Annotated in this window: 22 protein-coding genes, 2 rRNA genes and 1 CRISPR repeat array; of the genes, 4 read left to right on the forward strand and 20 right to left on the reverse strand. The window is 44.2% G+C overall.

All coding sequences use genetic code 11. The features are described 5' to 3' along the window. Positions 1-9 precede the first annotated feature (9 nt). From H164_RS0110985 to glmM, 4 genes are all read left to right on the forward strand, one after another. On the forward strand, positions 10-921 hold the full coding sequence (locus H164_RS0110985) for a glycosyltransferase family protein (protein WP_019968662.1): 912 nt from the start codon (positions 10-12) through the stop codon (positions 919-921). A 416-nt stretch (positions 922-1,337) separates the two neighbouring features. Further along, entirely contained in the window at positions 1,338-2,375 is a 1,038-nt protein-coding gene (locus tag H164_RS0110990; protein WP_019968663.1) for a DHH family phosphoesterase, read from the forward strand. A gap of 110 nt (positions 2,376-2,485) precedes the next feature. Next, on the forward strand, positions 2,486-3,112 hold the full coding sequence (locus H164_RS0110995) for a DUF4827 domain-containing protein (RefSeq protein WP_019968664.1): 627 nt from the start codon (positions 2,486-2,488) through the stop codon (positions 3,110-3,112). A 13-nt stretch (positions 3,113-3,125) separates the two neighbouring features. Continuing rightward, positions 3,126-4,514: a phosphoglucosamine mutase gene (glmM, locus tag H164_RS0111000; protein WP_019968665.1), complete on the forward strand. Its 1,389-nt coding sequence runs from the start codon at positions 3,126-3,128 to the stop codon at positions 4,512-4,514. Positions 4,515-4,596: 82 nt separating this feature from the next. On the opposite strand, the gene H164_RS0111005 is transcribed toward glmM, so the two are convergent. The 20 genes from H164_RS0111005 to H164_RS0111105 all read right to left on the reverse strand — a co-directional run. After that, entirely contained in the window at positions 4,597-5,070 is a 474-nt protein-coding gene (locus H164_RS0111005; protein WP_008566324.1) for a DUF4112 domain-containing protein, read from the reverse strand. Beyond that, positions 5,054-5,800, reverse strand: a complete 747-nt coding sequence (locus tag H164_RS0111010; RefSeq protein WP_019968666.1) for a hypothetical protein — start codon at positions 5,798-5,800, stop codon at positions 5,054-5,056. The genes H164_RS0111005 and H164_RS0111010 overlap by 17 nt, the downstream gene beginning before the upstream one ends. Continuing rightward, positions 5,781-6,800 carry a tRNA epoxyqueuosine(34) reductase QueG gene (gene queG, locus H164_RS0111015; protein ID WP_019968667.1) on the reverse strand — a complete coding sequence of 340 codons (1,020 nt, stop codon included), beginning with the start codon at positions 6,798-6,800 and terminating at the stop codon, positions 5,781-5,783. The genes H164_RS0111010 and queG overlap by 20 nt, the downstream gene beginning before the upstream one ends. Continuing rightward, positions 6,778-7,389 (reverse strand): polysaccharide deacetylase family protein, encoded by a 612-nt coding sequence (locus H164_RS0111020; protein ID WP_019968668.1) that lies wholly within the window; start codon positions 7,387-7,389, stop codon positions 6,778-6,780. The genes queG and H164_RS0111020 overlap by 23 nt, the downstream gene beginning before the upstream one ends. A gap of 22 nt (positions 7,390-7,411) precedes the next feature. Beyond that, positions 7,412-10,759 carry a protein O-mannosyl-transferase family gene (locus H164_RS0111025; protein ID WP_019968669.1) on the reverse strand — a complete coding sequence of 1,116 codons (3,348 nt, stop codon included), beginning with the start codon at positions 10,757-10,759 and terminating at the stop codon, positions 7,412-7,414. A gap of 399 nt (positions 10,760-11,158) precedes the next feature. Further along, positions 11,159-11,479: direct repeats of the CRISPR family, unit length 37 nt; unit sequence GTCTTAATCCTTGTTCTAATGGAAGATACTCACAGAG. A 175-nt stretch (positions 11,480-11,654) separates the two neighbouring features. After that, a complete protein-coding gene (cas2, locus tag H164_RS15950) occupies positions 11,655-11,951 on the reverse strand; it encodes a CRISPR-associated endonuclease Cas2 (RefSeq protein ID WP_238315353.1) in 297 nt (98 codons plus the stop codon). A 188-nt stretch (positions 11,952-12,139) separates the two neighbouring features. Then, positions 12,140-13,156 carry a CRISPR-associated primase-polymerase type B gene (locus H164_RS0111035; protein WP_019968671.1) on the reverse strand — a complete coding sequence of 339 codons (1,017 nt, stop codon included), beginning with the start codon at positions 13,154-13,156 and terminating at the stop codon, positions 12,140-12,142. A gap of 35 nt (positions 13,157-13,191) precedes the next feature. Then, a complete protein-coding gene (gene cas1, locus H164_RS0111040; protein WP_019968672.1) occupies positions 13,192-14,136 on the reverse strand; it encodes a CRISPR-associated endonuclease Cas1 in 945 nt (314 codons plus the stop codon). 1 nt (position 14,137) lies between these two features. Further along, positions 14,138-14,494, reverse strand: a complete 357-nt coding sequence (locus H164_RS15955; RefSeq protein ID WP_019968673.1) for a hypothetical protein — start codon at positions 14,492-14,494, stop codon at positions 14,138-14,140. Beyond that, on the reverse strand, positions 14,484-15,806 hold the full coding sequence (gene csx2, locus H164_RS0111050; protein WP_019968674.1) for a TIGR02221 family CRISPR-associated protein: 1,323 nt from the start codon (positions 15,804-15,806) through the stop codon (positions 14,484-14,486). The genes H164_RS15955 and csx2 (H164_RS0111050) overlap by 11 nt, the downstream gene beginning before the upstream one ends. Before the next feature lie 7 nt (positions 15,807-15,813). Next, positions 15,814-17,064, reverse strand: a complete 1,251-nt coding sequence (gene csx2, locus H164_RS0111055; protein ID WP_025830381.1) for a TIGR02221 family CRISPR-associated protein — start codon at positions 17,062-17,064, stop codon at positions 15,814-15,816. 5 nt (positions 17,065-17,069) lie between these two features. Then, the gene (locus H164_RS0111060) at positions 17,070-19,451 is read right to left on the reverse strand and encodes a TIGR03986 family type III CRISPR-associated RAMP protein (RefSeq protein WP_019968676.1); all 2,382 of its coding nucleotides are present in this window, start codon (positions 19,449-19,451) and stop codon (positions 17,070-17,072) included. 3 nt (positions 19,452-19,454) lie between these two features. After that, positions 19,455-19,889, reverse strand: a complete 435-nt coding sequence (locus H164_RS0111065; RefSeq protein WP_238315349.1) for a TIGR04423 family type III CRISPR-associated protein — start codon at positions 19,887-19,889, stop codon at positions 19,455-19,457. Beyond that, the gene (locus tag H164_RS0111070) at positions 19,858-21,234 is read right to left on the reverse strand and encodes an RAMP superfamily CRISPR-associated protein (protein ID WP_019968678.1); all 1,377 of its coding nucleotides are present in this window, start codon (positions 21,232-21,234) and stop codon (positions 19,858-19,860) included. The genes H164_RS0111065 and H164_RS0111070 overlap by 32 nt, the downstream gene beginning before the upstream one ends. Positions 21,235-21,248: 14 nt before the next feature. Further along, positions 21,249-22,676 carry a hypothetical protein gene (locus H164_RS0111075; protein WP_019968679.1) on the reverse strand — a complete coding sequence of 476 codons (1,428 nt, stop codon included), beginning with the start codon at positions 22,674-22,676 and terminating at the stop codon, positions 21,249-21,251. A 3-nt stretch (positions 22,677-22,679) separates the two neighbouring features. Beyond that, complete coding sequence (locus H164_RS0111080; RefSeq protein WP_019968680.1) at positions 22,680-23,231, reverse strand: RAMP superfamily CRISPR-associated protein; 552 nt, start codon at positions 23,229-23,231, stop codon at positions 22,680-22,682. Next, positions 23,228-24,703 (reverse strand): Cas10/Cmr2 second palm domain-containing protein, encoded by a 1,476-nt coding sequence (locus H164_RS0111085; RefSeq protein ID WP_026356348.1) that lies wholly within the window; start codon positions 24,701-24,703, stop codon positions 23,228-23,230. The genes H164_RS0111080 and H164_RS0111085 overlap by 4 nt, the downstream gene beginning before the upstream one ends. A 6-nt stretch (positions 24,704-24,709) precedes the next feature. Then, complete coding sequence (locus H164_RS0111090) at positions 24,710-25,390, reverse strand: CRISPR-associated endonuclease Cas6 (RefSeq protein WP_025830380.1); 681 nt, start codon at positions 25,388-25,390, stop codon at positions 24,710-24,712. A 430-nt stretch (positions 25,391-25,820) separates the two neighbouring features. Next, positions 25,821-25,933: ribosomal RNA gene (gene rrf, locus H164_RS0111100) — 5S ribosomal RNA — on the reverse strand. A 221-nt stretch (positions 25,934-26,154) separates the two neighbouring features. Then, positions 26,155-26,503, reverse strand: a 23S ribosomal RNA gene (locus H164_RS0111105); the annotation flags it as partial.

The raw sequence follows: 26,503 nt of genomic DNA on the forward strand, positions 1-26,503 counted from the left end.
ACATATTCTATGAAACCTACATTGTTACTTTTGGCTGCCGGAATGGGTAGCCGTTACGGCGGACTCAAGCAGCTCGACGGCTTAGGTCCCAACGGAGAAACCATTATGGACTACTCCATTTATGATGCCATTCAGGCCGGATTCGGCAAGATTGTCTTTGTAATCCGAAAGGATTTCGAGGCCGAATTCCGTACGAAAATCCTGTCAAAATACGAAGGTCATATCCCAGCCGAGCTGGTTTTCCAAGGAATCGACGCCCTTCCGGAAGGCTATAACGTTCCCGTGGGACGCGAAAAGCCTTGGGGAACGAACCACGCCGTGTTGATGGCGAAGGATGTCATTAAAGAACCGTTCTGTGTCATCAACTGTGACGATTTCTACAACCGGGATTGCTTCAAAGTCATTGGCAAGTTCCTCAGCGATTTGCCCGAAGGCAGCCGCAACCGCTATGCCATGGTGGGCTTCCGCGTAGGGAATACGCTCAGTGACAACGGCACTGTAGCCCGCGGTATCTGCTCGAAAGATGCCGAAGGCAACCTGACTGACGTTGTGGAACGCACCGAAATCGAGCGTCACGACGGCACGGTTCAGTATAAAGACGAGCAAGGCAAGTGGGTAAGCGTGGCCGACAGCACGCCCGTTTCCATGAACGTGTGGGGCTTCACGCCTGACTATTTCGACTATAGTGAGGCCTATTTCAAGGAGTTTCTTGCCGATCCGAAGAACATGACCAACCTAAAAGCCGAGTTCTTTATCCCATTAATGGTCAATAAACTCATTGGTGAGAAGACAGCCACCGTGAAAGTGCTCGACACCACCAGTAAATGGTTCGGCGTTACCTATGCGGCCGACCGTCAAAGTGTGGTAGATAAAATTCAAACGCTCATCAACGACGGCGTCTATCCGGCCAAACTGTTCTGAACGACGGCTATGATAGATATATAGGGACGCACGGTTTGTGCGTCCGCTCAAAGTGAATGGCAAACAAATGCATACGGTTATTGGAGCGGACGCACGAGCTGTGCACCCCTATATGCCGTATAACAATCAACTTGTTCAACCGTTTACTTGTCAACTGTCAACTGCAATGTGAGTGGACGTACGAGTCGTGCGTCCCTACATACATTCGAATAAACCGGAAGGTTATTCAAATTGATAATCAACGACTTACATCTTGCGTTCCAATCTCAGCCATTTTGCATGCTAATCTCAGCCATTTTGCACGATAATTTCACCCATATTGCGCGGCAAAATGGGTGAGATTGAAACGCAATAGGATTGAAATCATCACGCAATCTCCATTTCTCTCATCGTTTTTTACTATCTTTGCACCCATTATGCAATTGGAAATCATCAACGAAAGCGAAGTCGCCATCTTGAAAGAGACTATTCGCAATGCCGAGAATATCATCATCGTGGGCCATAAAAGTCCTGACGGCGACGCCTTGGGTGCCTGCTTGGCGTGGGCCGAATACTTGCGCCGGCAGGGCAAGTCGCCGCGGATTGTCGTGCCCGATGCCTTTCCCGACTTCCTAAGATGGCTGCCGGGCATCGAACAAGTGATGCGTTATGACAAGCATACCGACGAGGTAAAGGCTCTCTGTTTGCATGCCGATCTAATCTTTTGTCTGGACTTTAACGAGACAAACCGGCTCGAAGAGTTGCAAGAACCCATTGATATTGCACCCGCAAAACGCGTGATGATCGACCATCATCTCAATCCTTCTATCGCCGGAATCCTGTCGGTTTCGCACCCAGAAGCCAGCAGTACGTGCGAATTGGTGTTCAGAATCATCTGCCAATTGAGCGGATTTGAGCAGATAGACCAAAAGATTGCGGCCCCTATTTACTGCGGAATGATGACCGACACTGGGGGCTTTACGTATAATTCGACACGGCCCGAGATTTATACCATCATTGGAATGCTTCTCACAACCGGCATCGATAAGGACAAGATTTACCGCAATGTGTACAACAACTACAGCCAGTGGGCCATTCGATTAAGGGGCTACCTGATGAGTGAATGCCTCAAAGTGTATGACGAACTGCATGCCGCTTACTTCACAGTGAGCCGTCGAGACATGAAAAAATTCCATTTCGTGCGGGGCGATTTGGAGGGACTTGTCAACGAACCGCTACGCATCAAGGGGCAGAAACTGTCGGTTTCGCTCCGTGAAGACGACCGCCATGACGACCTTGTGCTCGTCAGTCTGCGCTCGGTTGACGACTTTCCATGTAACGAAATGGCTGCCGAATTCTTCAACGGGGGCGGACATCTCAATGCCAGCGGGGGCAAATTGCATTGCAGTCTGGACGAAGCCGAACGCGTGATGCAGCGTGCCTTGCTGAAATATGCAGACTTGTTGAAAACTTAAAAAATGGGAAATATCACAAAAAACAGTATGGAAACCTCACTATCCGTAGGGAAATTCGTATCTTTGTCTCATCATCTTATAATGCAAATCAATCACTGAAAATATTGAAAATGAAGAAAACATCATTCTTGCTTCTTGCTCTGACGGGTCTTCTGTTGCTCGCCTCATGTCGCGATTCGGAGACTTATGCAGAGAAAAAGAAGAGAGAACGCGCGGTCATCAACCAGTATATAGCCGACAAAAAAGTGAACGTCATCAGCGAGGAGCAGTTTCTTTCGCAGGACACGACCACGGATTTGTCTAAAAACCAATTTGTGCTTTTCAACAGTTCGGGCGTCTATATGCAGATTGTCCGCCGCGGAACGGGCAAAGTCCTTGGACCTAACGAGACAGCTACCGTGCTGTTGAAATATACGGAGGTGAACATGATGACAGACTCCGTGATTTCTTCAAACAATATCATGCGCTATTCGGCCTTGGTTGACGTGATGAAGGTCAAAATGATATCTGGTTCGCCTTTTGCACAGTTCGAATCGGGTGTCTTTATGAGCACTTATCGCACGCCAAAGGTACCAAACGGCCTGCTGGCACCGCTTACCTATATCCGATTAGGCAAATTAAGCGCGGAAGGGGTGGCCAAAGTGCGGCTGATTGTGCCATCCGCGCAGGGAACGGCAGTGGCCTCGGGTGCCGTTTACCCTTGCCTTTACGAGCTTACTTACCAACGAGGACGATAAAAAACCACAAGATATGACTTTAATAAAATCTATTTCCGGCATCCGCGGCACCATCGGCGGACGGTCCGGCGACACATTGAACCCGCTTGACATCGTAAAATTCACATCGGCTTACGCGACTTTCATTCGTCGCAGCAAGCAGTCTGACAGCAATACGATTGTCGTGGGACGCGATGCCCGCATATCCGGGGAGATGGTAAAGAACATTGTGTGCGGCACTTTGATGGGCATGGGCTATGATGTGGTCAACATCGGACTCGCAACCACGCCGACAACCGAGCTGGCCGTCAGGATGAAGCAGGCTGCAGGCGGCATCATCATCACCGCAAGTCACAATCCGCGCCAGTGGAATGCCCTGAAACTGCTGAACAATGAGGGTGAATTCCTCACAAAGGACAACGGTAACGAGGTGCTTTCCATTGCTGAAAAGGAAGATTTCACCTTTGCCGATGTGGATCATTTGGGCAAATATACAGAGGAAAACTTCGACCAACGCCACATAGACAGTGTGCTGGCACTGAAATTAGTCGATGTAGAAGCCATCAGGAAAGCGCATTTCAAGGTGGCTGTTGATGCGATTAACTCGGTCGGAGGCATCATTCTGCCCCAATTGTTGAAGGCTTTGGGCGTGGAATATACTTTCTTGAACGGTGAAGCCACAGGCGATTTTGCCCATAATCCGGAGCCGTTGGAGAAGAATTTGGGCGGAATTATGGCCGAAATCGGCAAGGGTGGCTACGATCTTGGCATCGTTGTGGACCCCGATGTTGACCGTTTGGCCTTCATTTGTGAAGACGGTAAGATGTTCGGCGAGGAGTATACGCTTGTCTCGGTGGCCGATTATGTGTTGAGCCATACGCCGGGAAACACGGTATCTAACCTGAGTTCAACACGTGCTTTGCGCGACATCACCGAGAAACATGGCGGCGTTTACACTGCTGCGGCCGTGGGCGAAGTGAACGTAACGACGAAGATGAAGGCCGTGAATGCCGTCATCGGTGGCGAAGGAAACGGTGGAGTGATTTATCCCGAAAGCCATTATGGACGCGATGCCTTGGTAGGTATTGCCTTGTTCTTGTCAAGTTTGGCACGGAAAGGCTGCAAAGTGAGCGAGCTTCGTGCCACATTCCCGACCTATTTCATCGCCAAGAACCGCATCGATTTGACATCTTCGACCGACGTGGATGCCATTTTAATAAAGGTAAAAGCACTTTATGGAAAGGACAAAGACGTGCAGGTGACCGATATAGATGGCGTGAAACTCGACTTTCCCGACAGGTGGGTGCATCTTCGTAAGAGCAATACCGAGCCGATTATCCGCGTCTATAGTGAGGCCTCTACAATGGAAGAAGCCGACGCTTTGGGTAAGAAGCTCATGCAGGTAGTCTATGATATGCAGTAAGAAAGTTCTTTAACGATAACTAAAAAGGCGAACAGACCTTGTGAATGCAGGAAATGCGTTCATAAGGTCTGTTTTTTTCGGCTTATGTGAATAGGAACGTACCGATTTTCTCGGCTATCCAAACCAGCAACCACAGCATGGCGAAGATGCAAGCAATCAACAGAAAGAAGATAATAGCAGCCTGAACGGCTTTCCGGTTAACCTCGTGAACGATATTCGCATCGTCGTTCACAAAACCATCTATCAGTCTGAAGTTCTTCTTGTTGGCCTTATGAAAGAAGTCTATCAGGTCTCCAACGTAGAAAGGGAGCAGTCCCAACAGAATGTCACGCAACATATTATTGAGCAAAGCCAGCGTCAAAGGAATAGAACGGAGCTTGAACAGCCCGAAATATACATGCACCATGGAAAACAATCCGGCTATCATGTCGCCGAAACCTCCGGGCACAAGACCGATAAGACCATCAAGACAGTAGTCGTCGGTAAGCCTCGTAACCTGCTTCATACGGTTATACAGCCTACTGTTTCTCAGCTTTTCCTTAGTTTGCTTGGTCATTGCTTGCGATAATACCGTCTTCTTCGGCCAATTCCTTATAGATATCGTCCAGAGAATTGAATAAAACATTCAAGTTGTTTTCTGTTCCACAGGCTTCTTTGAACAGGGCCATCAGGTCTTCGGAACTTGATTTGAAGGGCCCATCGTTCAGCAATAGTTGGATATTCAGCAACAATAAGCGATAGACGGTGACTTGATTGAAGGTGGACTTCTTGGTCTTTGACGCCTTTATCCCGGCAGCATAGGCCTTCAATAGCACCCTAACCATGATGCAAACCGCCATGGGTTCGTTGACGACAGACAGCTGAACACCACGCGAATATGCCTCAAAATGCTCTGGAATAGTCGTGAACTGACCTTGCAAAAGCATGTTGAAATTGCATTTATATTCAGTTACCATAGCCTCGTAGAGCCTGTCCGTTTTACAGGCAAACCGCAGATATTCGGTCATATCCGGCTGTTTATTCTGAAACGTTTCTTGCAGTTTGGTCTGCATTTTTCCGTCATCTGCGTAGTTAAGACGGGCCAAAGCGGGGAATAAAATATCAAGAAAATGCGAACTGATTTCCTCGTAATGCTTCAACATAGCCTGCTTGATATGCCGCGGATCATTCTTCGTTTCAAAGTCGTTTTCTGTAATCAGACTGTCGATAATGCCGTTGGCAAAAGCCTCAAAAAAGCCTCTTACCAAGGCTGCCATAGCTTTGTAACTATTTACTTTCTTGCTCATTGTTTTTCATTTTAAGTGGTAAAGGTAGCTGTTTTTCCTGTGAATAGCAAGCCACGGCCTGAATATTTCGCATCAGTCCCACATATTTTGCCCTTTTAACGGCACTGCCTTTGAACAGCTTGCGATATTCTTCTTCGGTCAGATTTTCCCATTGTTGCTTCGTCATCTCAAAGAGTTCGGCCTTCGGTTGCAGCTCGGGAATATCATTAGGTGTAGCAAATCGGTTCCACGGACAAGCCTTTAAGCATCGGTCACAGCCATAGATTGTGTTACCCATTTCTACGATAATGTCTTTCGAAAGAGCACTCTTATTCTCAATCGTTTGGTAAGAAAGGCATCTGGCCGCATTCATTTCGTGACCTTCAGTGATGGCTTTTGTCGGACAAGCCTCAATACATCGCCGGCAATTTCCGCATCGGTTTTCCATCGGACTGTCGTAAACCAATTCTTCATCAACGATAAGTTCGCCCAAGAAGAACATGCTTCCGGCGTGCGGAATGATGAGTTGATGGTTCTTTCCCGTCCATCCCAAACCGGCTTTCTCGGCCCAATAGCGTTCCAATACCGGCCCCGTATCAGCAAAAATACGGCATTTCCGTTTGGCATTTTGGCAGATAAGTACGTCCTCATAGCCGAACTTTGCAGCCAACCGGCGCAGTTTTTCTTTCATGATGTCATGGTAGTCGAGGCCTATGGCATAGGCCGCGAGTTCGTATTCACCGTCAGGAAAGGTGGTATGTGGCGCATAGTTCAAGGCAACGCAGATGATACTCCGGGCCCCGGTCATCAACAATCGCGGGTCAAGTCGTTTGTCCGTGTGGTTAGCCATATAATCCATATTGGCATGGTTCCCCTTTTTCAGCCACCGTTTCACATGGTCTGCCGTCGCTTTCTCCACGGGAGCAGCTTCTGCAATGCCGCAAGCAAAAAAGCCGAGGCGCAGTGCTTCGGCTTTAATTTCGTTCGTGAGGTCTTGCTTATTCAAAGGTCTTGAATTCATATCCTTGTTCCTTCAGCCACTCAATCGACCTTGGCAACGCCGTCTTCAACTTATCGATGCTCTTCAAAGAGTCATGAAAAGTGATGATAGAGCCGTTTCTTGTGTATCGTTTCACATTGGAAACAACGTCCTCGGCAGTTAACCATTTGGAGTAATCGCGCGTAACGAGGTCCCACATGATAATCTTATACTTCCTTTTTATCCACCAATAAACCGACAAACGCATCCAACCATGCGGCGGACGGAACAGATGTGAATGAATCAATTCGTTGGCCTTGTGCGTGTTGATGACGTAGGTAATGGTCCAATGTTTGAAAGACCCGATGTGATTGAAAGTGTGATTGCCCACTTGATGCCCCTCTTCAATGATTTGATTATAGAGGTCGTGGTATCTCAACACGTTTTCACCGACCATGAAGAACGTTGCCTTGATGTCGTATTTCCGCAGCGTTTCGAGGATGAAAGGGGTCGACTCGGGAATCGGACCATCGTCGAACGTTAGATAAACTGCATGTTCGTTCTTGTCCATTCGCCAAGTCGCACCGGGATAAATCCAGCGCAACCATTTTGCCGGCTGCTCTATAAACATCCTCTTTCGTCCGCTTTAACGTCTACTCGTGGCTCGGAAGCACCCCACCCTTCCCGCGATACATCTTATATAAGGCTTGGAACTGATGCCCTGTACGCTCTCCGAGCTTCGGATCTATCACTCCTGCCACCTTATTACACTCCTGCATGATGGACATTTCACGCAAACAATCGCTCATGGATTGCGAGAATCGGTTGCCATCAAGGCTCAGATACCAATTCATGTACTGCGTGGAGTTCTTCCAAACATCATTGAACAAGGCCTTGGCCTTGGCCTTCTGACCGAGTATGGCATAGCATTCTGCAAGGTCAAGACTGCCGCTTACATAGTTATTGGGCACGTTGTAAGCCGGGATAACCTTTGTACATTTGTCCAAAACAGCCAAAGCCTGCTTATCTTTATGCTCCATGATGAGCTGCTTGGCCAGTTGGGCAAAGAGACGACGATGCGTGTAACACATGCGCATCACAGTTTCATCGATATACAATCCCTTGGTCTGCAGGCCGCCAAACTTGTAGCGTGTCATCAGATTGCGATAGGTTTTGGCCGTGTCGAAGGTTGTCATTCCCTTGACAACCTTACCGTCTATGTTAGTCGTAAACGGCGTAATGCGGTTTGCCAAGCCCTCTTGAATGAAGTTGTTCCCAAGATTCATGTAGTTTTCTTCACCCACAGTGAGGGCCACATAGATAGGACGTGTCCAGTTACATTGCGCAATCATCTCGAGCATCATCAGGTCGTTCTTGTAGAGTGCGCTCTTCCCGGCAAGCGAAATCACCATCTTTTCGGGAATGGAATCAGACTCCATCAACATACCGCTGCGTTTCACGGCCTGTTTGTCTATCGTTACGTAGACCGTATCGGTAGGAATAAAGTGCATGTCGGCGTCTTTTGAACGCACCCAATACTTCATGATGTTCTTCAATTCGAACGGATTGTCGCCGAACTGCGCCTTAGCCTGTGCCGGATTCTCCTTATAGAACTGCAGAATCTGCTTCTTAGCCTCGGGCTGCACGGTGATATAATCATTCGTTCCCGAGCAGAAATCAAGACGAGGCCAGCTGATTGGCACTGCAGGAGAGTTGTAGGCAGGCCGCTTCATTTGGTCGATATACCAGTCGGTAGCCAGATAACTCAGGTTACAAACACGAGCGTCGGTCCTGACACCCTCCACCTCTTGGTTATACCAAAGCGGGAACGTGTCATTATCACCATTGGTAAAGATAATAGGATTGCCTTTGTCCTGAAGCGTCATCAGATAGTTTTGGCCGAAATCGCGGCAAGTGTATCTGCCGCTACGGTCATGGTCGTCCCAAGTCTGGCTGGCCATCTGAATGGGAACCAGCAATGCAAGGACCGAAACCACGGCTGCCAAAACTGTTTCGCTGACACGCAGCCGCTTCTTGAGCAAATCATAGATGGCAGCTACGCCGATACCGCACCAAATGGCAAAGGCATAGAACGAACCGGCATAGGCATAGTCGCGTTCACGCGGCTGCATCGGGGTTTGATTGAGGTAGATAACGATAGCCAAACCCGTCATAAAGAACAGGAAGAAGACCACCCAGAACTGCCGAATGCCCCGCTGTCCACGCCAAGCCTGCCAGAACAAACCGATGAGTCCGAGCAAAAGTGGCAGACAATAGAACACGTTGTGGCCTTTATTGTTCTGCAAATCGTCGGGCAATTTGCTCTGATCGCCCAATCGTGCATTGTCGATAAACGGAATTCCCGTAATCCAATTGCCATGTTCCAACTCACCATTGCCCTGAATATCGTTCTGTCTGCCGGCGAAATTCCACATGAAGTAACGCCAATACATGAAGTTGCATTGATAGGAAAGGAAGAAACGAATGTTCTCCACCTGTGTTGGAACCTTCACCGTCATGGGTTCTCCACAACGATCATACGAAACATTCGTGCCGTCGACACCGCCCATCCAGTCTTCATAGGCCTGTGCATGCGCCTGATCGTACATGCGTGGGAAGAGCATGTTCTGTGCATAGCGGTACTTGTTCTTGTGGCTCACCACGAAATAGGAGTCTTTTTCCCCGGCGTTCGCCTTCTCTTTACGAGCGTAGATGGGTGCGCCTTCGCTCATTTCGGGCTTGCACATGTTGCCGTCGACCTGTAACGCTATCTGAGAAGTGTAGGCCTGGCCATAGCCTAACGGGCGGTCTCCATACTGATCACGGCTCAAATAGCTGCCCAAAGTAAAGATATCCTCCGGTGAGTTCTGGTCCATGGGCGGATTGGCCGTTGAACGGATAACGATAAGCGCGTAGCTTGAATAGCCAATCATCAGCATCAGCAGACAAAGCAAGGTCGTGTTCTTGATGCGCGACGTGACATAGCTCACTTTCTTCTTGTCAACCGTGTGCTTATAGTTCAAGGCAAACCAGAGTATGGCCAGGACAACGATGCCGATAAGCACGGCCGACCAGCCATAACCATAGAACGGAATACCGAGCATGGCTACCGAAGCCACGAAAGAAATGTTGCTTCGCTTCTCGCTCTTGTCGGTATAACTTTCATAGATGGCCCAAAGCACAGTGGCAACAAGCAGCAGGATATAGATGATTTCGCCCGTATTGAACGGACAACCCAACACATTGACAAAGAAAAGTTCGAACCAACCGCCCACGGTTATGATGCCCGGAACGACTCCATAGAGCACGGCTGTCACGATAGCAAACGAAACAAGCAACGCAATGAGCGAACCTTTGAGTTCGATATGGGGGAACTTGCGATAGCAAAACACCAAAACGATGGCCGGAATACAAAGCAGATTGAGCAAGTGCACGCCGATACTGAGGCCTGTCATATAGGCAATCAGCACCAACCAACGGTCACTGTGCGGCTCGTCGGCATGGTCTTCCCACTTCAAAATGAGCCAAAACACGATGGCCGTAAAGGCAGATGAATAGGCATAAACCTCGCCTTCGACAGCCGAAAACCAGAAGGTGTCGCTGAATGTATAGATGAGTGTGCCCACAAGACCAGCTCCCTCGATGACAATGAGCTTGGCCGTTGTGAGCCCGTTCCAATCTTTAAGGATGAGCTTGCGCGTCAGGTTCGTCACCGTCCAAAAGAGGAACATGATGGTCGTTGCGCTCAACAGGGCGCTCATCATGTTGACCATGCGTGCCACGTCTGCCGGATTGCTCGCAAACTGTGAGAAAAGATTAGCCGTAAGCATGAAGAACGGTGCCCCAGGAGGGTGTCCAATTTCAAGTTTATAGCCTGTAGTGATAAACTCAGGACAGTCCCAAAAGCTGGCTGTCGGCTCAATCGTAGAACAATAAACAAAGGCGGCTATCAGAAAAGCGAGCCAACCCAGCACGTTGTCTACTAACTTGTACTGTTTCATTTATTAGAATACTGATTTATTTCGAAATAGTGATGCAAAGGTAATATAAATAATTAAAAGATGCTTCACCACATGGATAGAATGTGCACATATTTCATTTTTTTAAGCGCTTTGCCTGCCATCGGTCGGCCGGCCGACCGACACGTCGCGTAATCTCAGCCATATTGCGCTCTAATCTCAGCCATATTACCACGCAATATGGCTGAGATTAGCGCCTAATATGGCTGGAATTGTTTCGCGTGCTCCGTGAAGTAGTTTCACATGCTCCGCGAAGTAGAAAAGTAGGGGAGTTACTGATGGTATAGTATCCCAAACCTATGCTGTGCCTTAATCCTTAGTTTTAATGGAAGATACTCACAGAGAGGCAGGTTGCCTTTTGAAACGACATGGTGCTTCGGTGTCTTAATCCTTGTTCTAATGGAAGATACTCACAGAGACCCCTTAAAAATTACAAAATTATGGCAACAAAGAAAGTCTTAATCCTTGTTCTAATGGAAGATACTCACAGAGAAAATAAGACAACAATAAATGCTGAAGTTAATCGTCTTAATCCTTGTTCTAATGGAAGATACTCACAGAGGACACCGACCATTTCAATGTCTATCTTACGCTTGTCTTAATCCTTGTTCTAATGGAAGATACTCACAGAGAACCCAAAGGCTTTGATGGTGTTGCTGTCGGGCGTCTTAATCCTTGTTCTAATGGAAGATACTCACAGAGAGTAAAGACTTGGTATCCTTATAAATAAAGCAACTCAATAAGTATAAGACAATATACTCGTCCGTCCTTAACAGAAATTAACCGCTTGAGAAACGGGTGCAAAGGTAATAATTTTATTCAAGAAGCCAAAGAGCATGATGTTAAATATTCCTTATCAAAAGGCTGCAATGCTAATTCAAAAGAACAATGTATTCCGAGAACGCGTTATCACATCGACGGCAATGTCTAAACCAATAATCTTCATGGCACGAAGCTGATCGGTAGAAATCGGACACACAATGATACTGTCATGATTATCATAGAGAGACTGCACCTCAGTGAGGTCAGCTTTAATTTGATCATATATGGCTTTGTCGAGGTCGGCAAGAAAGATAGAACGTTGAATACGGGTACACCCATGCCGCTCAAGATATTTGGCGATAAGATAGCGCACCTTATTACTTTCAATGTCATACATCACAAAGAACAACATATTTGTTGCTGGTCTTATTGGTTTGTTTACTATTCCGAGAAGAAAATCAACGCGTTCCCGTAGAGTCGGCAAAGCAGAGATATTGCCAACCGGACGGTTGATAGCCGGCGACCTTGCGACCCCTGCTCTGCTTAGCTTCCGCAAAATATCAATATATGATATTGGTTTTCGCATACTTCATCCTTTTCTTACTTTTCAAGAAATTCCCTTACGAGTTCTGCAAGTAGGCTATTAAGTTCTTCGTTGGTTCCAAGACGTGGAGAGATAACGACGCTAAAACCTCGTTTGCCATAAAAAAGATTTATCTCTGCTTCTCTTTGTCCTAAGCGCGCTCTGATTTTCTTTGCATATTGAATGTTGAGGATTTCCGTGACCTGTAGCCCTATCTTCTCAATAAAGATTTTTAATTCGCCAATAATCTCATTGAGCCTCTCGGGAACGAAAGCGACACGAGCATTGGATTGTGGGCGTGCATTGGGGTTAAGCTGTTGACGGATGCGGTCTATCACTTCTTTATCGGGATCTTTCAGGTGTGGTTCAGCGCTATCTTCATTCTTTTTAGCCAGCTTATCATGCTCTTCATTTTCATGTTTTATCTCAAAAACAGCTGCAGGATTGGTCTCATCAAGATAAGCCTTCATATCCACTGGTATACAATTTGGATTATAATAGGCCAAAGGATCGACACTGACAAAGCATGCGCGCGCAACATCTGAGGTCTTATTGTCAATGATTTGCATCAAGTCGTGACGCATGGCGAAAATGGTAGCAAATGATTTATAAAATATAGAGTAGAGACCGGCATCGTAGCAGCGTTCCTTGAGCCGAAACATCACCTTCAATCCATCCTCACCGGGCGAAACAAAGCACATCATCACCTGTTCATCACGAATAATCTCATCACGAACAGTCTTCAACGACAAGAACATGGAAGAGAGATGGTCGAAGTCGAGTATGAAACGTTCGGTATAGGCAAAATTCTCTTTACGACGGAATGCAGGATTAAACTGCCCACAAACAAAATAAGGAAGCTTCCGCTTCAACCGGGCATAGCCCTTCGCATCCATGTTATAAATGATACGCAGTTGCTGAATGGTGGCAGCAATAGTGGGCTTAGAGTTACGCAGACTGTTGTAAAGATATTCTTCTTGAACTTTCTTCAGTTCATCAGCAGCCGATTGTATGTTGGTTCCGAATAATAGCATAATCACTTTTCATTCTTAAATTGTTGAGCAAGAGATTACACATAAAGAGAAAGTTGCGTGAGCCGTGACCGCGTTATTCCTTTGATGGTAATTACTTCGTCCATATAATCATTGAGAGACTGGATGAGTACACGCCGTCCAAGAGCTTCAAGCCAATAAGAGCCGTCTTCGCGGACAGAATAAAACTCTTCGGTAATAATATCTTGGGCAAGGAGCGTATAAACTACATAGTCAACCCATATACGATACATCTCAATAACATCATAAACCAACACTGGCCGATTATAATCATCGCGATGAAGTACACCGATATAGGGGTCAATGCCCGCTTTAATGAGCGCACCCTCTATGCGTCCATAGAGAATGCCATAGCCATAGTTGAGGAAAGCATTGGCGACATCAAGAGCCGGATGCTGTGAACGGAGAACAAAGCGGAACTGTTCGGGAAGAAAGGCATTGATGATATTGAAATAGATACGTGAAGCCTGTCCCTCCCAACCACGAAGCTTCGGCGCAATATCATTCACGATGTCGCCATCCAGAGCACGTATCTTATTACGATAGTCCTCCAATCGAGAAATATTTTTTTCAGTGGTCGCCTCTGTTTGCCCATCAGAATTGAATAACAGCATCAAAGCTTGCTGGTTTTCAATCTTCTTGAGCAACACCTCCTTTATCCAATCAACCGCATGATGAGAATAGACAAAGTTAAGTTGCCCTTTTCGAATGGTGGATATGCTGCCATACTTAGGACTCCAAATGCGACCAATAGGTTTTCCTGTCCTATCCATAAACATCACTTCTATTTCACGTTCAACGGCCAGCATCACCGCATCACTTGTGATTTGTGCCCCACGACTGATTTGTATGCTGTCTATCCCAACCGCCGGTATACGTTGTTTCCCGTCGGTAGTACTGATAATGAAACTTTCATTATCACGATTGAGAGAAACGCCGTAAGTATTGAGTATTAATTCCATCTTAATATTCTCTGAATTGAACAAAAGTAAATTCAACTATTCTCTTGTTCCCTTTTATTTCTTTCACAATACGCTCTGTAGTAGAAGCCACACAGCGAACATTCCTTTGTTTGAGTTGCCGAACAACATGATAGCAGAAAGTTTGCTCTCCCATGATGTGTACGGTGAGGTTCTGCACGGGATAATGCTCCATAATATCCGTTACATAAGCTGTAGCCAGCATTCGCACAACCTCAGTAGAACAGTTAGGCTCAATATTGGGAAATGCCATTTCTGCTAAATCACCATACCGTTTTGCAGCCTCAAGCTGCTTTGCTGACCAAGAGGAGAACGGATGATTGGATAGGTTAATGAACATCGTTGTTTGGAATTAAAATATCACACACTTTTTGTATCCGCTCACCAATGCTCTTAATCATTTTATTAGCTTTCATTGGGTTATTCCTAAATCCAGAATGATTAAAATCATTACGCAAATTGGTAGCAACCTTAAAACTTCCAGATAACGCATTAACGATTGGTAATTGAATAAGCTCTCTCACTTTATTTTTTGCATCTTCACCTTTACTATCGTTTGGAAGTTTCCACGTTTCTTCGTGTTGCTGCTTCTTATTATAAACAACATAGAATGCAGAATTGACAAGCATCCGCTCCTCCTCATCTTCTACAGAAAGCCCCGTTTGCTCACAAATTAAATTCACAATTGTTTCTTGCAAAATGGTAATTGCTTGTTGGTACATGCGATTATCATAACACCATCGTGCGGCATGGAGTCCATTAAGTGTATTTTTATCTATAGAGAAATTAGCAAAAGAAAGCTCTATCTTTTTAACAACGGGAATTAGGGGCGGTATAATCTCTGTCGTGAGTGTTTCTATTGATCGTTTTAATTGTGCCATATTATCGTTCTGTGTTATGGCCAACCCACGGCAAGTCTGAATATTATTCGTTATCGTTTGCAGCTCATTTGTCAAACTTTGGAGACTATTAGCCACCTCATCTTTCCCACATGTCTCGATAAGAATTGGACGAATTGTACGTTTTGTGAGTTGCACAAGCTGGTCACAGTTTCCATTCCGTAAGAAATCTGCTGCAGCAAAGGTCCAATCTTGAAGTGCTGCTAAAGGTAGCAAATTAATAATAGGTGCCCCAGTCTCGTTTCGGGCTTCATAATTTCCATACGATATATGTGCAATCCGAATATTCTTTAAGAACTTTGCATAATTACCAAGCACCAAGACCAACATGGGGAGGTAGCGAAAACTATGTGTTAAATCGAAATAGAGTTCGTCACCATCCTCGATTAAATCAAAGACCGTTTGAAAGATTTTCCACATCTCATTTTCGTTCATCCCACTCAAAATAGATACTCCTTCCACCTGAGCCGACAATCCCATCTGATTCAAAATATGCTTCAAGCCCACATAAGGAACAGCGTTGTCCGTCTTAGGTTTAGCACGCGAAGTGACCTCCCAATTCACCTCTCGAGCTTTGTCTGTAAGCAAAATGCAGATTTTATCCTCTGTAGTCCAACTGCCTTTACAGTCGATTAGCTCCAGGGTGGCTTGCTGTATGAATCGTGTTTGAGATGATTTAAAATCATCTTGCACATAAACACAATTTTCATAAAAACCTGCTCCGAGTACTGATATAAAGAGTTTTCTTGCCATATATGAATTACTTTATTATATTTTCTAATATTTGAAGTTCATCTTTCAATAATCTAATCATCTCCTGGGCAGTCTTATCAGTTTCTAAAGAATGGGCAAGACTATTTCTAACCTTATTCATTTTACGAAAAATATCAGTCAGATGACAATCCACTTTCCATACACTTTTTGAATCTCGTAAAGCTCTTTTCGCCTCTTCTCGCACGTTATAATCCTCCCACGATTTTTTATTTACCTCACAAGTATAAGTAATTATACTTTCAATCAATGAAATATAAGCAGCAGTATAGTTATGGTGTTCGTACTGCCATTTTGCTAATTGTAGCTGGAAAACAGCATGCGATTTAATATTTCCGAATCGTGTAATGAAGGAATTTACAATAGGCGTAATGATGAGACTTGGAACTAAAGAGTTATATTTGATATTCCTGATAGACTTAAGACTATTCACTTCTTTTTGCAATAACCCTAAGTGATTCAGATTCATCAAATCGGAAAAGCGGCGTAAATGTTCACTAACACTTTTATTTTCACTTTCAACCAGGTCTGCAATTTGATAAGCATTCCCGAAGTTTTCAAAAGCATATGCGCCAGTAACCCACTTACTGATTTCAAGTATATTATTAAGTTCGGTTACGGGAGCATATTCCAATTCCCTCATAACCTCTAACATTCCATAATATACGTGTGAAATTTTTATCCGCTTGCGGCTGACCGTTTGCAAATAAATCAGCAGATTCATTAAAAGAATAGGAAGGGAACGAAAAGAATGTGTAATATCTACAATGAGCTCATCATCGGTTGTTAGCACTTCTTCAAGCCCCAATACAATATTGATATTCTCTTTTATCTCTTCATCTGTAATACCATATTTGATAAGAACGATTTTGGCATTATCTCCTATAGCCTGTTCTATAAGTTCTCGATGAGGAATGTATAAGCCTGAAGTATGATTGGAATTGCTGCAATAATCTGAAATTTCATAATATGCATCTTCATCTATAGACTTGTTATTTTTCTCTGCAAAATACCGATACACTTCTTCCCACATCGAGTGTACTGTCCCTATCAATATGACTTTATCAATCTTACTATGTTCGGCAAGTGCAGCTGCGACGAAGGTATGTTCCTTTTCGTCTCCATCCCTAAAATGGTATTTAGCCGTTTTGTATTCACGTTCATTACCTTCCGACATATCCCCATTTTGAGGTCTTTTCATACTCCCTGTCCCTAAGAACGAAATAAGTATCTTTGACATAAGCTTTATCCTTTAAAATAATTCATGATGTTATTCTCATTGACTTCAATTCCAAGAAGTTCTGAAGCTTTCTTCCAACTAAACTTCTTCTTATCTGCTTTCTTTGCATGATGGTATGCTGCTGCCAACTGCGTCAAAGCATCTTGCTGTTCAGATTCTGTAAGTACATTTCTTCCATGATCATACTCCATACTCCATTTCTTCCATTTTCGTACATGAGTATCCCAATTACCATAAGATGATGCCGTTGCAAGATATTCAAGAATACCCCTTCCGAAAGTTTGTTTATCCTTGTCTTGTTCTAACATTTTCGTTAGTTCTTGCTTCCGATTTAAAAGTTCTTGTTTCAAAATACTCAAGAAATCTTTCTTCTCGCTATCTTGCTCACTTTCAATATCTTCATCTAACCTTTTAATCATTTCATCAAACTTTGCTGTAGCTTCATGTTCAGGTGTACTTAGGAGAGATTCAAAACGAAGAGTATACAGTTCTTTTATTTTTCGATTTTCTGCATCTATCTTAGGCTGATTAATCTTTTTCCCAAGCTCGAATAAAGAGCTTGGCTTAACACTTCTGTTCAATATAACCTTTACAGGGGAAAGATATTCATGCTGCCCTTCCTTTTTAGAACCTCCTTTAGCTTCAACAAACTCATTCAACCCTCCCATATCCATAGACATATATTGGAACCATTTACCATCAACTTGACTGGTAGCAATCGTCAGTAAGGCTACTATTTGATCAGAACCAGGCCAATCAAAAAGTCCTCCTGTGAATGAATGCTTTGATAGATTCTTGGTAATGGCATATTCAAAACAAGCCATATAATCTTCTTTATTCTTAGCATCACCATCGCAATCAAAACCCGTTATCTCATAAGAGACCTTTCCAAATCCATAAGGTTTTGCCTGTCCTAAGCTATGATAACAATTAGGAGTATTGTGGAAAGTTAATGCAGACAACAATGCACCAAGCTCCACAGGGCGAAGATTATGGAAGGTTATATTACAATGAAAAGCTGCCCCTCCTTTTATGGGATGAATAACTGTATTTAGTTTTTCTTTTTCCATAGCCTTACTCCAGGTGGATTTGCGAATATAATAGCGCTTCCATCCAGACAAATCTCCATCGTTATAAGTATCGTATTTCGCAGTAATACCGTTCTGTCCTGACTGTTTGATATATATGGGATAATAAGATGCTTTGGGAGAATTTAAAACTAAGACCACATTGTCATCTTGTCGCGCGTCGGTTGAAAAAGCATGACTAAATTGTACTCTTCCTTTCAAACTCTTATCTTTTGATATATAGCCAAAAATACATTGTGCTAAATCAGGCGCACCGCTACGATGCGCATTGGGCAAGGTTTCATAAGGTGTCCTTTCATAAGGCAACTTATAAAGATAAGCCATACCAAAATCTTTTATTTCTGAATTTTCAACCCTAAAGAATACGGGCACACCTTGATCACTTTCAATCCTTTCTCTGATTCTTTTCCAATCCTTAGCGTCTTGATAAATAAATTTATAATGCTCGAAGGTTTCTTTCGTAACCTCAAAAATCCTCTTTCCTTCTATTTCTTCATTATTCGCAAACACAAATTCATAGTATTTACCCTGCTGCTTCTCAATTTTAGGATCATCTCGATCAGTCCATTTATCGGGCTGCCCTGTTAACACAATTGTCCCAGTTATATGACCACTTCCTGATACAAACACTTTGCGGGGATTATACTTTGTACAATTTTTTTCATCTTTTTCAAAAGACAAATTCTCCAGTTTAGCATTAACTTCCTCTAAAAGATGATACTTGAAAGTTGCCGTCTTAGGGTCATATTTATCAAATTCTTTATTTAAATCAAAGGCACTTTTACGTGAAAAATGACGCTCTAAAATATTATCCCCAAGATATTCATCTATATGCTTATGACTGATCCGATAAGGTTTTCCACAATTAATGATTTCATAGCCATCACCCTTTCGCTTCAACCAACCACAAAGAATATGAAGCTGATTGCCCTTTATGGAGTAGAGTTCAGGATTATTCCACTCGCGTTGTGCAAATAAAGCATTATGGTCTACATCCATTTTTGAGAAGCTCAATATCTCTAAAACATTGCGCACTTCACCTTTAATAGATGTTGCAGGAATAAAATATTGATTAGAAACATTTGAGAAACTCCTATATTCTGCAGTATTATTTTCTGCATCCATCTTTGTGTGTCCGTTACGAACAAACATAGGAGTATGATTCTTTATCTTTAGATGAATAACACCACTTATACCATCTGAGAAGGGTACATCGTGAGAAATCTGTTCCGCCCAATCTGGGAAATATACATTTTTGGATACAGGAACGAAATTAAAAGGTGATTTTATATAGGTCATAATTTACTCCTCCTTATCACTAAATCCAACAAACACTTCTTTTTCTACTTCCAATACCCCCATGCCCAAACATTCATCATTTGCTTTTTCTTTCCAATAACGCAAGAACTTTGCCCACAACGTGGGAGAGCCGCTCATGCGTAAGGTGAGGTATTTGATGTGGTCTACATCCGGATGCTGTTCATCAGACGGCTCCACTTTATGCTGATATACAAGATATTGGCCATCAACATATTTAATACTAAGTGAGACACCTGTGGCACGATGATACAAATAACCCTCTACAACAAAGGGATTTCGTAGGCTAAATAATTGTGCATCGACCACGGCTTCGGGTTTAAATAATCGTGGATCATGCTCATTGCTCATCCACAAATAGCCTTCATAAGGCAGTGTGAAATCAATATCATTTATCGTATACATAAATTGTTTCTCCATCTTTCGTTAAACTTCCTGTAAATGTACCAAACCCTTTGTTCACTCCTCCGCCAAGGGGCAGGAAGCCTTTACAAAGGTCTATCAATGCAACTTCAAAGGCTGGGATAACATGCCCTTCCTTTATTTCTTGCTTGTGTAGCAACAACTCCATATCAAAAGATTCGCCTGAAGCATAGAGTACCTCTTCAGAAAAGAGGGCGCCATCCATCGCTCCACCCGTGAAACGATCGATTTTAACATGATTCAACACCTTTGCCTCTGATGATTTCTTTCGTTCTTTAATGAAATCTGAGAAAAGAATCAGTCCACGGCGCTTATCCTTGCCTTCACTATTCCCTTCTGAACCAAACAGGATTTTCACAGCTTCTTTACCCTTATCACTATAGTCTTCAAGTTCTTCTATCGGCTTATTGTCAGCAAAAAAACCTTCTAACTTATTGTAATGATAGGCCGTGCGATGCGCCAAAGCTCCTTTTATAGATGAAGCTGGGATGAGAACAACTTGTTCGCGCGTCACAACATGGGCATGGTCGCCATCCCATTCAATCATCGGTTCGCGGACAAAGGTCATATCAGAACGCTCATCACCAAAGCCTGAACCAAAGAACATAAAGTCGGTTGGCTGGAGATGCAACTGATAACGAATATAACTGTTTGATGAGAGCACTTGTGTTGGCACCTCTTCAAAGCCACTCCAAAGCAGCGTTAGCGAGGACGACTTCTGGAGATAAAGTGCTAATTCCTCCGGCTTACTAAGGTCAAGTAGCTTTCGCCAAACCTTAATGACAGCTATTTGTCCAAACCCACTGCGACTACCACTGCCGATACGGAAATCGTTTGTCTGGAGAATAGCTATCACTTTATCCATCAAATCATCGCACTTTTCCTCACAAAGCAGCTCACATTCGAAGCAAAAACGTGTGCCTTTTGGAACAATCTCCTCATCGAACTTTCCACCCTCTACAGCCGTGCCTTGAGAATTGATGCGCACATGTTGGCGGATAGGGAGCTCACGACACAATCGTGTGATGGCATCTTGTCGAGAACTTAATCCATCAATAGGCGTTCCATCGGCTGAAAGAAATTTCGCTTCTGTGATAATGAGACGCGAGCCCTCACCACCTTCTTTCTCTTGCCAGCCCATCTGCCTTTGCACTTTGCCCTCAGGTAAGGCGTGACGAATGAGTCCTGCCAACGTTGTTCCTGGGATATAAGGCAGCCCATTCACATCTTTCGCTACGACAGAATCGGTTTTTATATTCTTATTTCCACTCCCAATGGCAAGCGGTGTCTTCAGCTCTAACACCACTCTTGCCAACTGTCTGAATCGATATTTTTGTTCCATACTTGCTTACCTTTTTAAGATTTACAAATCTTTGCCATCTCAGAGGCTAAATTGATAACGGCTTCTTGCAAATGACCTTTGTGTTCATTACAATTTAAGAACCCTTCTAATTTTTCATATCTTCCTCGTTGTAGCCAGTCATCGGACTTAACGCCATGCGTCACAAAGCCCTCAATCATTTTTCTAAGTGTCTCATCATCCTCATAAACCATGGCAAGATTGCGAATACTTCCCCACTGTGAAGCAAACGACCCGCGCTGGAAGAGATCCTTGTATTCCTCAACAAACTCGTTAACTGCTTTAATAATGTCATTCTGATTCTTCGCATGCGCTTTCTTCATTTGAAGGAAATCGATTAGCTGACTGTCTATTTTCTTAGGCGTTTTCACCTCGGATTCTACCTTTTGTTCTGTAAAACAAAACGAAGAACGCCCATCGCTATTAGCTTGTAAGAACACGGGATTATAAACAATATGCCCAAAACCTTCGTTCTGATAAAAGCCTATTGTACTCGTCGCAGGCATCTTCTCTTTCGTTTTTACAAGGAATACGCTTCCCTTCTCTATACCGCAACGATCGGCGTCAAAGGCCTGACGCTGATAATTCCATGGTGCATACTGAAACGTACGCACTTGGGATAGGCTCCAATCGATAGTAGCATCATCTGTAAATCCTAAATATTTTGCCGTTGGTTGAAAAGTGCTGTTGCCATTTTCATCGAAAAAGATGAGCCGACTGTCTGCATATACCGCCACATAAGACTTGCCTTGGATTGAGATGGGCTGCGACAGTGTTGCCACTTCCTCATAAGGGCACAAAGAAATCTCCACCCAACCATATTGTGCTGAGCGAGAACGCCCCACATGATGTTGCCCACACAAGGCTTTGATGATGCCATCCTTATAATGAATAGCATCGTCATCAAACTCTACAGAAAAATACATCACCAACCCTTTGCACAATGCCTCATAGCCAAACATCTGATTATCTTTGGCACGGCGCTGGTCGCTATCGTAGGCAGACTTGATGGTAAAGTCTTTGCCAATGAATACTTTTGTAGCAATATGCTTACAGTTAAACGTGTAAAAATCACTTCTACATTGTTTCAACTGCAACGCACGTGTTACTTCATCATCCTCTAAAAGATGATGCACATAACAAGCCTCTTCTATCTTTCTTCCCTTCGGGTAGAAGAAAGAAGCCGGGACTTTCAGCCCCCGTTTGCCGTCACACGAAGGATGAGCATCGCCAAAACGAACATGGCCACTGTGAAACAACAGCCATGTTTCATCGTTCTCGGTGTGATAAAGCTGCGCTGCGGCGATGCCTAAGAAGTTACTACCAGGAATGAAATCAAGACATCTTCGTTTACCTTCTGTCGCTGGAGAATCGTTTAAAACCACGTCGGACAGTAACTCACATTTAAATTGTATCTTTTCCATAGCTTAATCTACTTTACTGATTTCACATCGCCCATAACCACGGTTGCGCCCCAATCCCATGCGCTTCACCCATTGGAAAGTTTGCAAAAGCACCTCAATATCGCATTCGTCAACATGCAACACCTGACCATAGACCACACAAGGGATAGTGGTTTCGACCTTCCGAAGCGAATGATCCTTTGCAATTCCGTTGGCATCAATAGCTGTCGAGGCGACCGATTGATATAAATGTTCTGCAAGTTTTTGGGCAATAACAACGGCTTGTTCGTCTGCACTAAGCGACGCATTAGTGAATGACACAACACTACGACTACCCAAGTCACCTTCACCGCCACCCAAACCGAAGAGCCGTTTGATGCTATCTTGCGGCACATCTGTAAACTGCGAAAGCATCATAGCAGCCTCGCGGAGAAGCCCTTTGATGGTGCGGCCAGGCACATAGGGTAAGCCATTGCGATCTTTAATCACCAACTCATCGACATCAGCACCAGCGGCTAGCCCTGAACCACAATGCCAATTCGAATAGAATGTTATTTTATATTTTACGTCGGTCATGATTTCTCCTCCTTTGTTTGTTGATTCATAATCGTGTGGAATGCTAAAACATCATAAGCGGGGTAGGCAGTCTTATTATCGCCAATGCTACGCCCTATAGTTAGCTTTCCGATTAATTCGTGCTGACCTGCATTCAATGCCTTGAGCCGTTTCAATCGTTGTTGTGCTTTCGCTTCGTCTTCATGCATTAACGTCAGCCATTGCCTAATACCTGTCTTGATACCTTCTGCATTCTCAGCGTTCAGCATTTTACTCAGTTGCTCTAATTCATCTATAGTGAAATAGCCTGTTGGCGTCTGTTGCTTTTCCAAATAATAAGGACCAAAACAAAGCGAATTTTCTGAAGCTGTTGTCAGTTCACGCTTCTTGATTTCTGCATACTTCATTACAAAAGAGTCTTGTACCTTATGGAACATCAAGCATGATGGAGGCAACGTTTCGTTCTGTTTCTTGGCATTATCCTTTGCCTCCTTACATAGCTGTTCTGCCAGTTCATAACCATAATAAAAAGGATAAGACGAATTGATGAATGCAACACCCGCACATATCGTTAATCGTTGCAAACCAGTCTGTTCGAGAATGGTTCGCATAGTTCCTTCGCTTGTATATTTTTCAAATTGCTTCATAAAGGCCGTCACATAACGAAGGGCTAAATCACCGCGAATAATCACTGTCATATCATCACCACCTAAGACGATAGGCCGAATAGGAATGATATCAGTCCAGCCGCCTTCGGGCTTTATTTCTTGGAAGGCTGCATTGGCCGCAGCAGTCGTTATATTGTCAAGTTCTTGAGAGAAAGCCTTAAACGTCTTCATCTGGCGCCCCACCTTTTGCACCACTTTGCCTAAGCCATTACCGTCTGCATGAATCACAGCAATCCAATCATTCTTATCTGTCAACGTTGAAACATCGAAAGGAACAGACTTTTTTACATCTAATTTCACTTCTTCGCCAAAGCTCTTTTGGCAGAGTGCTATCGTTTTATTATAATTTTTCTTGGCTAAAGTCGAAGCATCGTAGCATTCGCCATCCTTCACCTTTATAACTGGGAGCCCTGTATGTTTCGAACGCCACAAACCAAGTCGGCCAAGAGTTAAACTCATTTTAGGTTTGTTTCGCTGAATGCGCAATTGCTTTTCTAACGCATCAACTGCTGCCATGAAATCATCTTCCAACTCCACCACCGCTTGACTAAGAGTGATACCTGGTGCTGCAGCCATCACCGTTCGCGGGAAAAGGCGCACAACTTGTCGACAAAGCTCCTCATCATCAAAAATATACTTCACATTGCCTGCAGCTGCAATTACACTGTTTTCCTTCTTCCAGGCTTTACCAACCACCTGTTTAAAAAGGGTTGTGCAGATGTTTTCAACTAACTCGCTGGCACCAACAATATCTTTCAACTCATTGGTTTGAAAAATAAATTGCTGGATTCCTTGTACGGAAGCTCCATATAAAAATTTAGACATAGGCCATTAATATTGAATGTTGTTATTTTTTCGTATCAGTAAACCTGCTCCAACGCTACTATGTCTTCCCAAACCTATATAATTAGGAAGTAGCACATTCGCCATGAAACTCACATCAAAACGCATCAGTTTTACCCCTTTATACACAACAGGTGTCTTCTGCACATAATGCACAATCTCAATATGAAGCGGGAAACCAATAAATACATCTAACCCCTTAAACAGGGATAGAATATTACCTGTGAGAATTCGCTCTAATAACTCAACACGTTCAGCCATACGGCTGATGGATACAAAGTGCTCATAATTGGCTTCATTAAAGGGTAACCAATCAAAAAGCTGATAAACGATTGGAACGATTGATTGGCTAACCTTAACCTCTTCAGCCTTAATAGATTCTATTTGCAGTGCAATTGTACGTTTCCCCAATCGAATAGAAAAATCGGTTCCTGCAAAAAGTTCTTCCATCGCTACAACTCCTTCACCTATAGCTACAATCGCAGCTTTTCCCGCTAAACATTTATATTGAATCAAAGGATAGGCATACCGAAAATACTGTCCATTATGATTATGGAAGAGGATATTATGCGATGAGATAACAGCATTCACCGCTCCTCTGAACCTTGCGAGCTCAGATGACTTGAGAGGAGTGTCCATACACAAAACCAGTGTATTGATTTGTGTCATATCATTGGTATTCTAATGCTGTTATTTCATTTATAATGCACCTATCATGGTATTCGATGTCATCACACCACAAAAATACAAAAAAGAACATACTAAACAAAATAAACCAAAAGAAAATTTTATATCAATGCAAAAAAATATATGTAGGGAAGCACATACCATGCACCCCTACTCTCTCCATCACGCAATACAATTTCAGCTATATTATCAGACAATCCTACCCATATTGCGCGGTAATCTGGCTGAGATTAGTGCCTAATATGGCTGGGATTGCCTCGCAATATGGCTGGGATTGGACTGCAACAAGGCGGAAGGTGTCTTGCCTCTGACCAGGCCTGATTTCACTTAGCCTTGTCCGCCGGCGTATCGTGCCGGCCACAAGCAAAAAAAGAGCCCAGAAGACATTGCTGTCCTCGGGGCTCCAAGTAAAAGAAGGCGGCTACCTACTCTCCCGCATTGCATTGCAGTACCATCGGCGCAGGCGGGCTTAACTTCTCTGTTCGGAATGGGAAGAGGTGGGACCCCGCCGCAATAACCACCTGATGTCTCTTTTGAAGTTGACGGGGGCACGGTTGAGGCGTTGACAAGCTGTTTGTCTTGTCCGTCGCTGTCATCACGGCAAGCGGCCCGGTCACGGCTCTCTGCCTGACGGTTTGCCTGTCGGCTGTCGACCCGTCTACTGATATCAGACGTATCTCCACAAGCAAGGAAGGTAAAGGAACGCTGTCCGACGTTTCTACTTGTACGGCTCAAAGAGGGAGCGTGAGGAAGAAAGTTTCGGGCAATTAGTAGTGCTCGGCTTTGACGTCGCCGTCTTTACACCTGCACCCTATCGACGTCCTCGTCTAGGACGACCCTCAAGGGAGTTCTCATCTTGCGGTGGGCTTCGCACTTAGATGCTTTCAGCGCTTATCCCGCCCAGACGCAGCTACCCGGCGGTGCACCTGGCGGCACAACCGGTAGACCGGAGGTCTGTCCGTCACGGTCCTCTCGTACTAGTGACGGCTCCACGCAAAACTCCAGCGCCCACGATAGATAGAGACCGAACTGTCTCACGACGTTCTGAACCCAGCTCGCGTGCCACTTTAATGGGCGAACAGCCCAACCCTTGGG

Origin of the sequence: Segatella maculosa DSM 19339 = JCM 15638, from assembly GCF_000382385.1 — a bacterium.
GTDB lineage: Bacteria > Bacteroidota > Bacteroidia > Bacteroidales > Bacteroidaceae > Prevotella > Prevotella maculosa.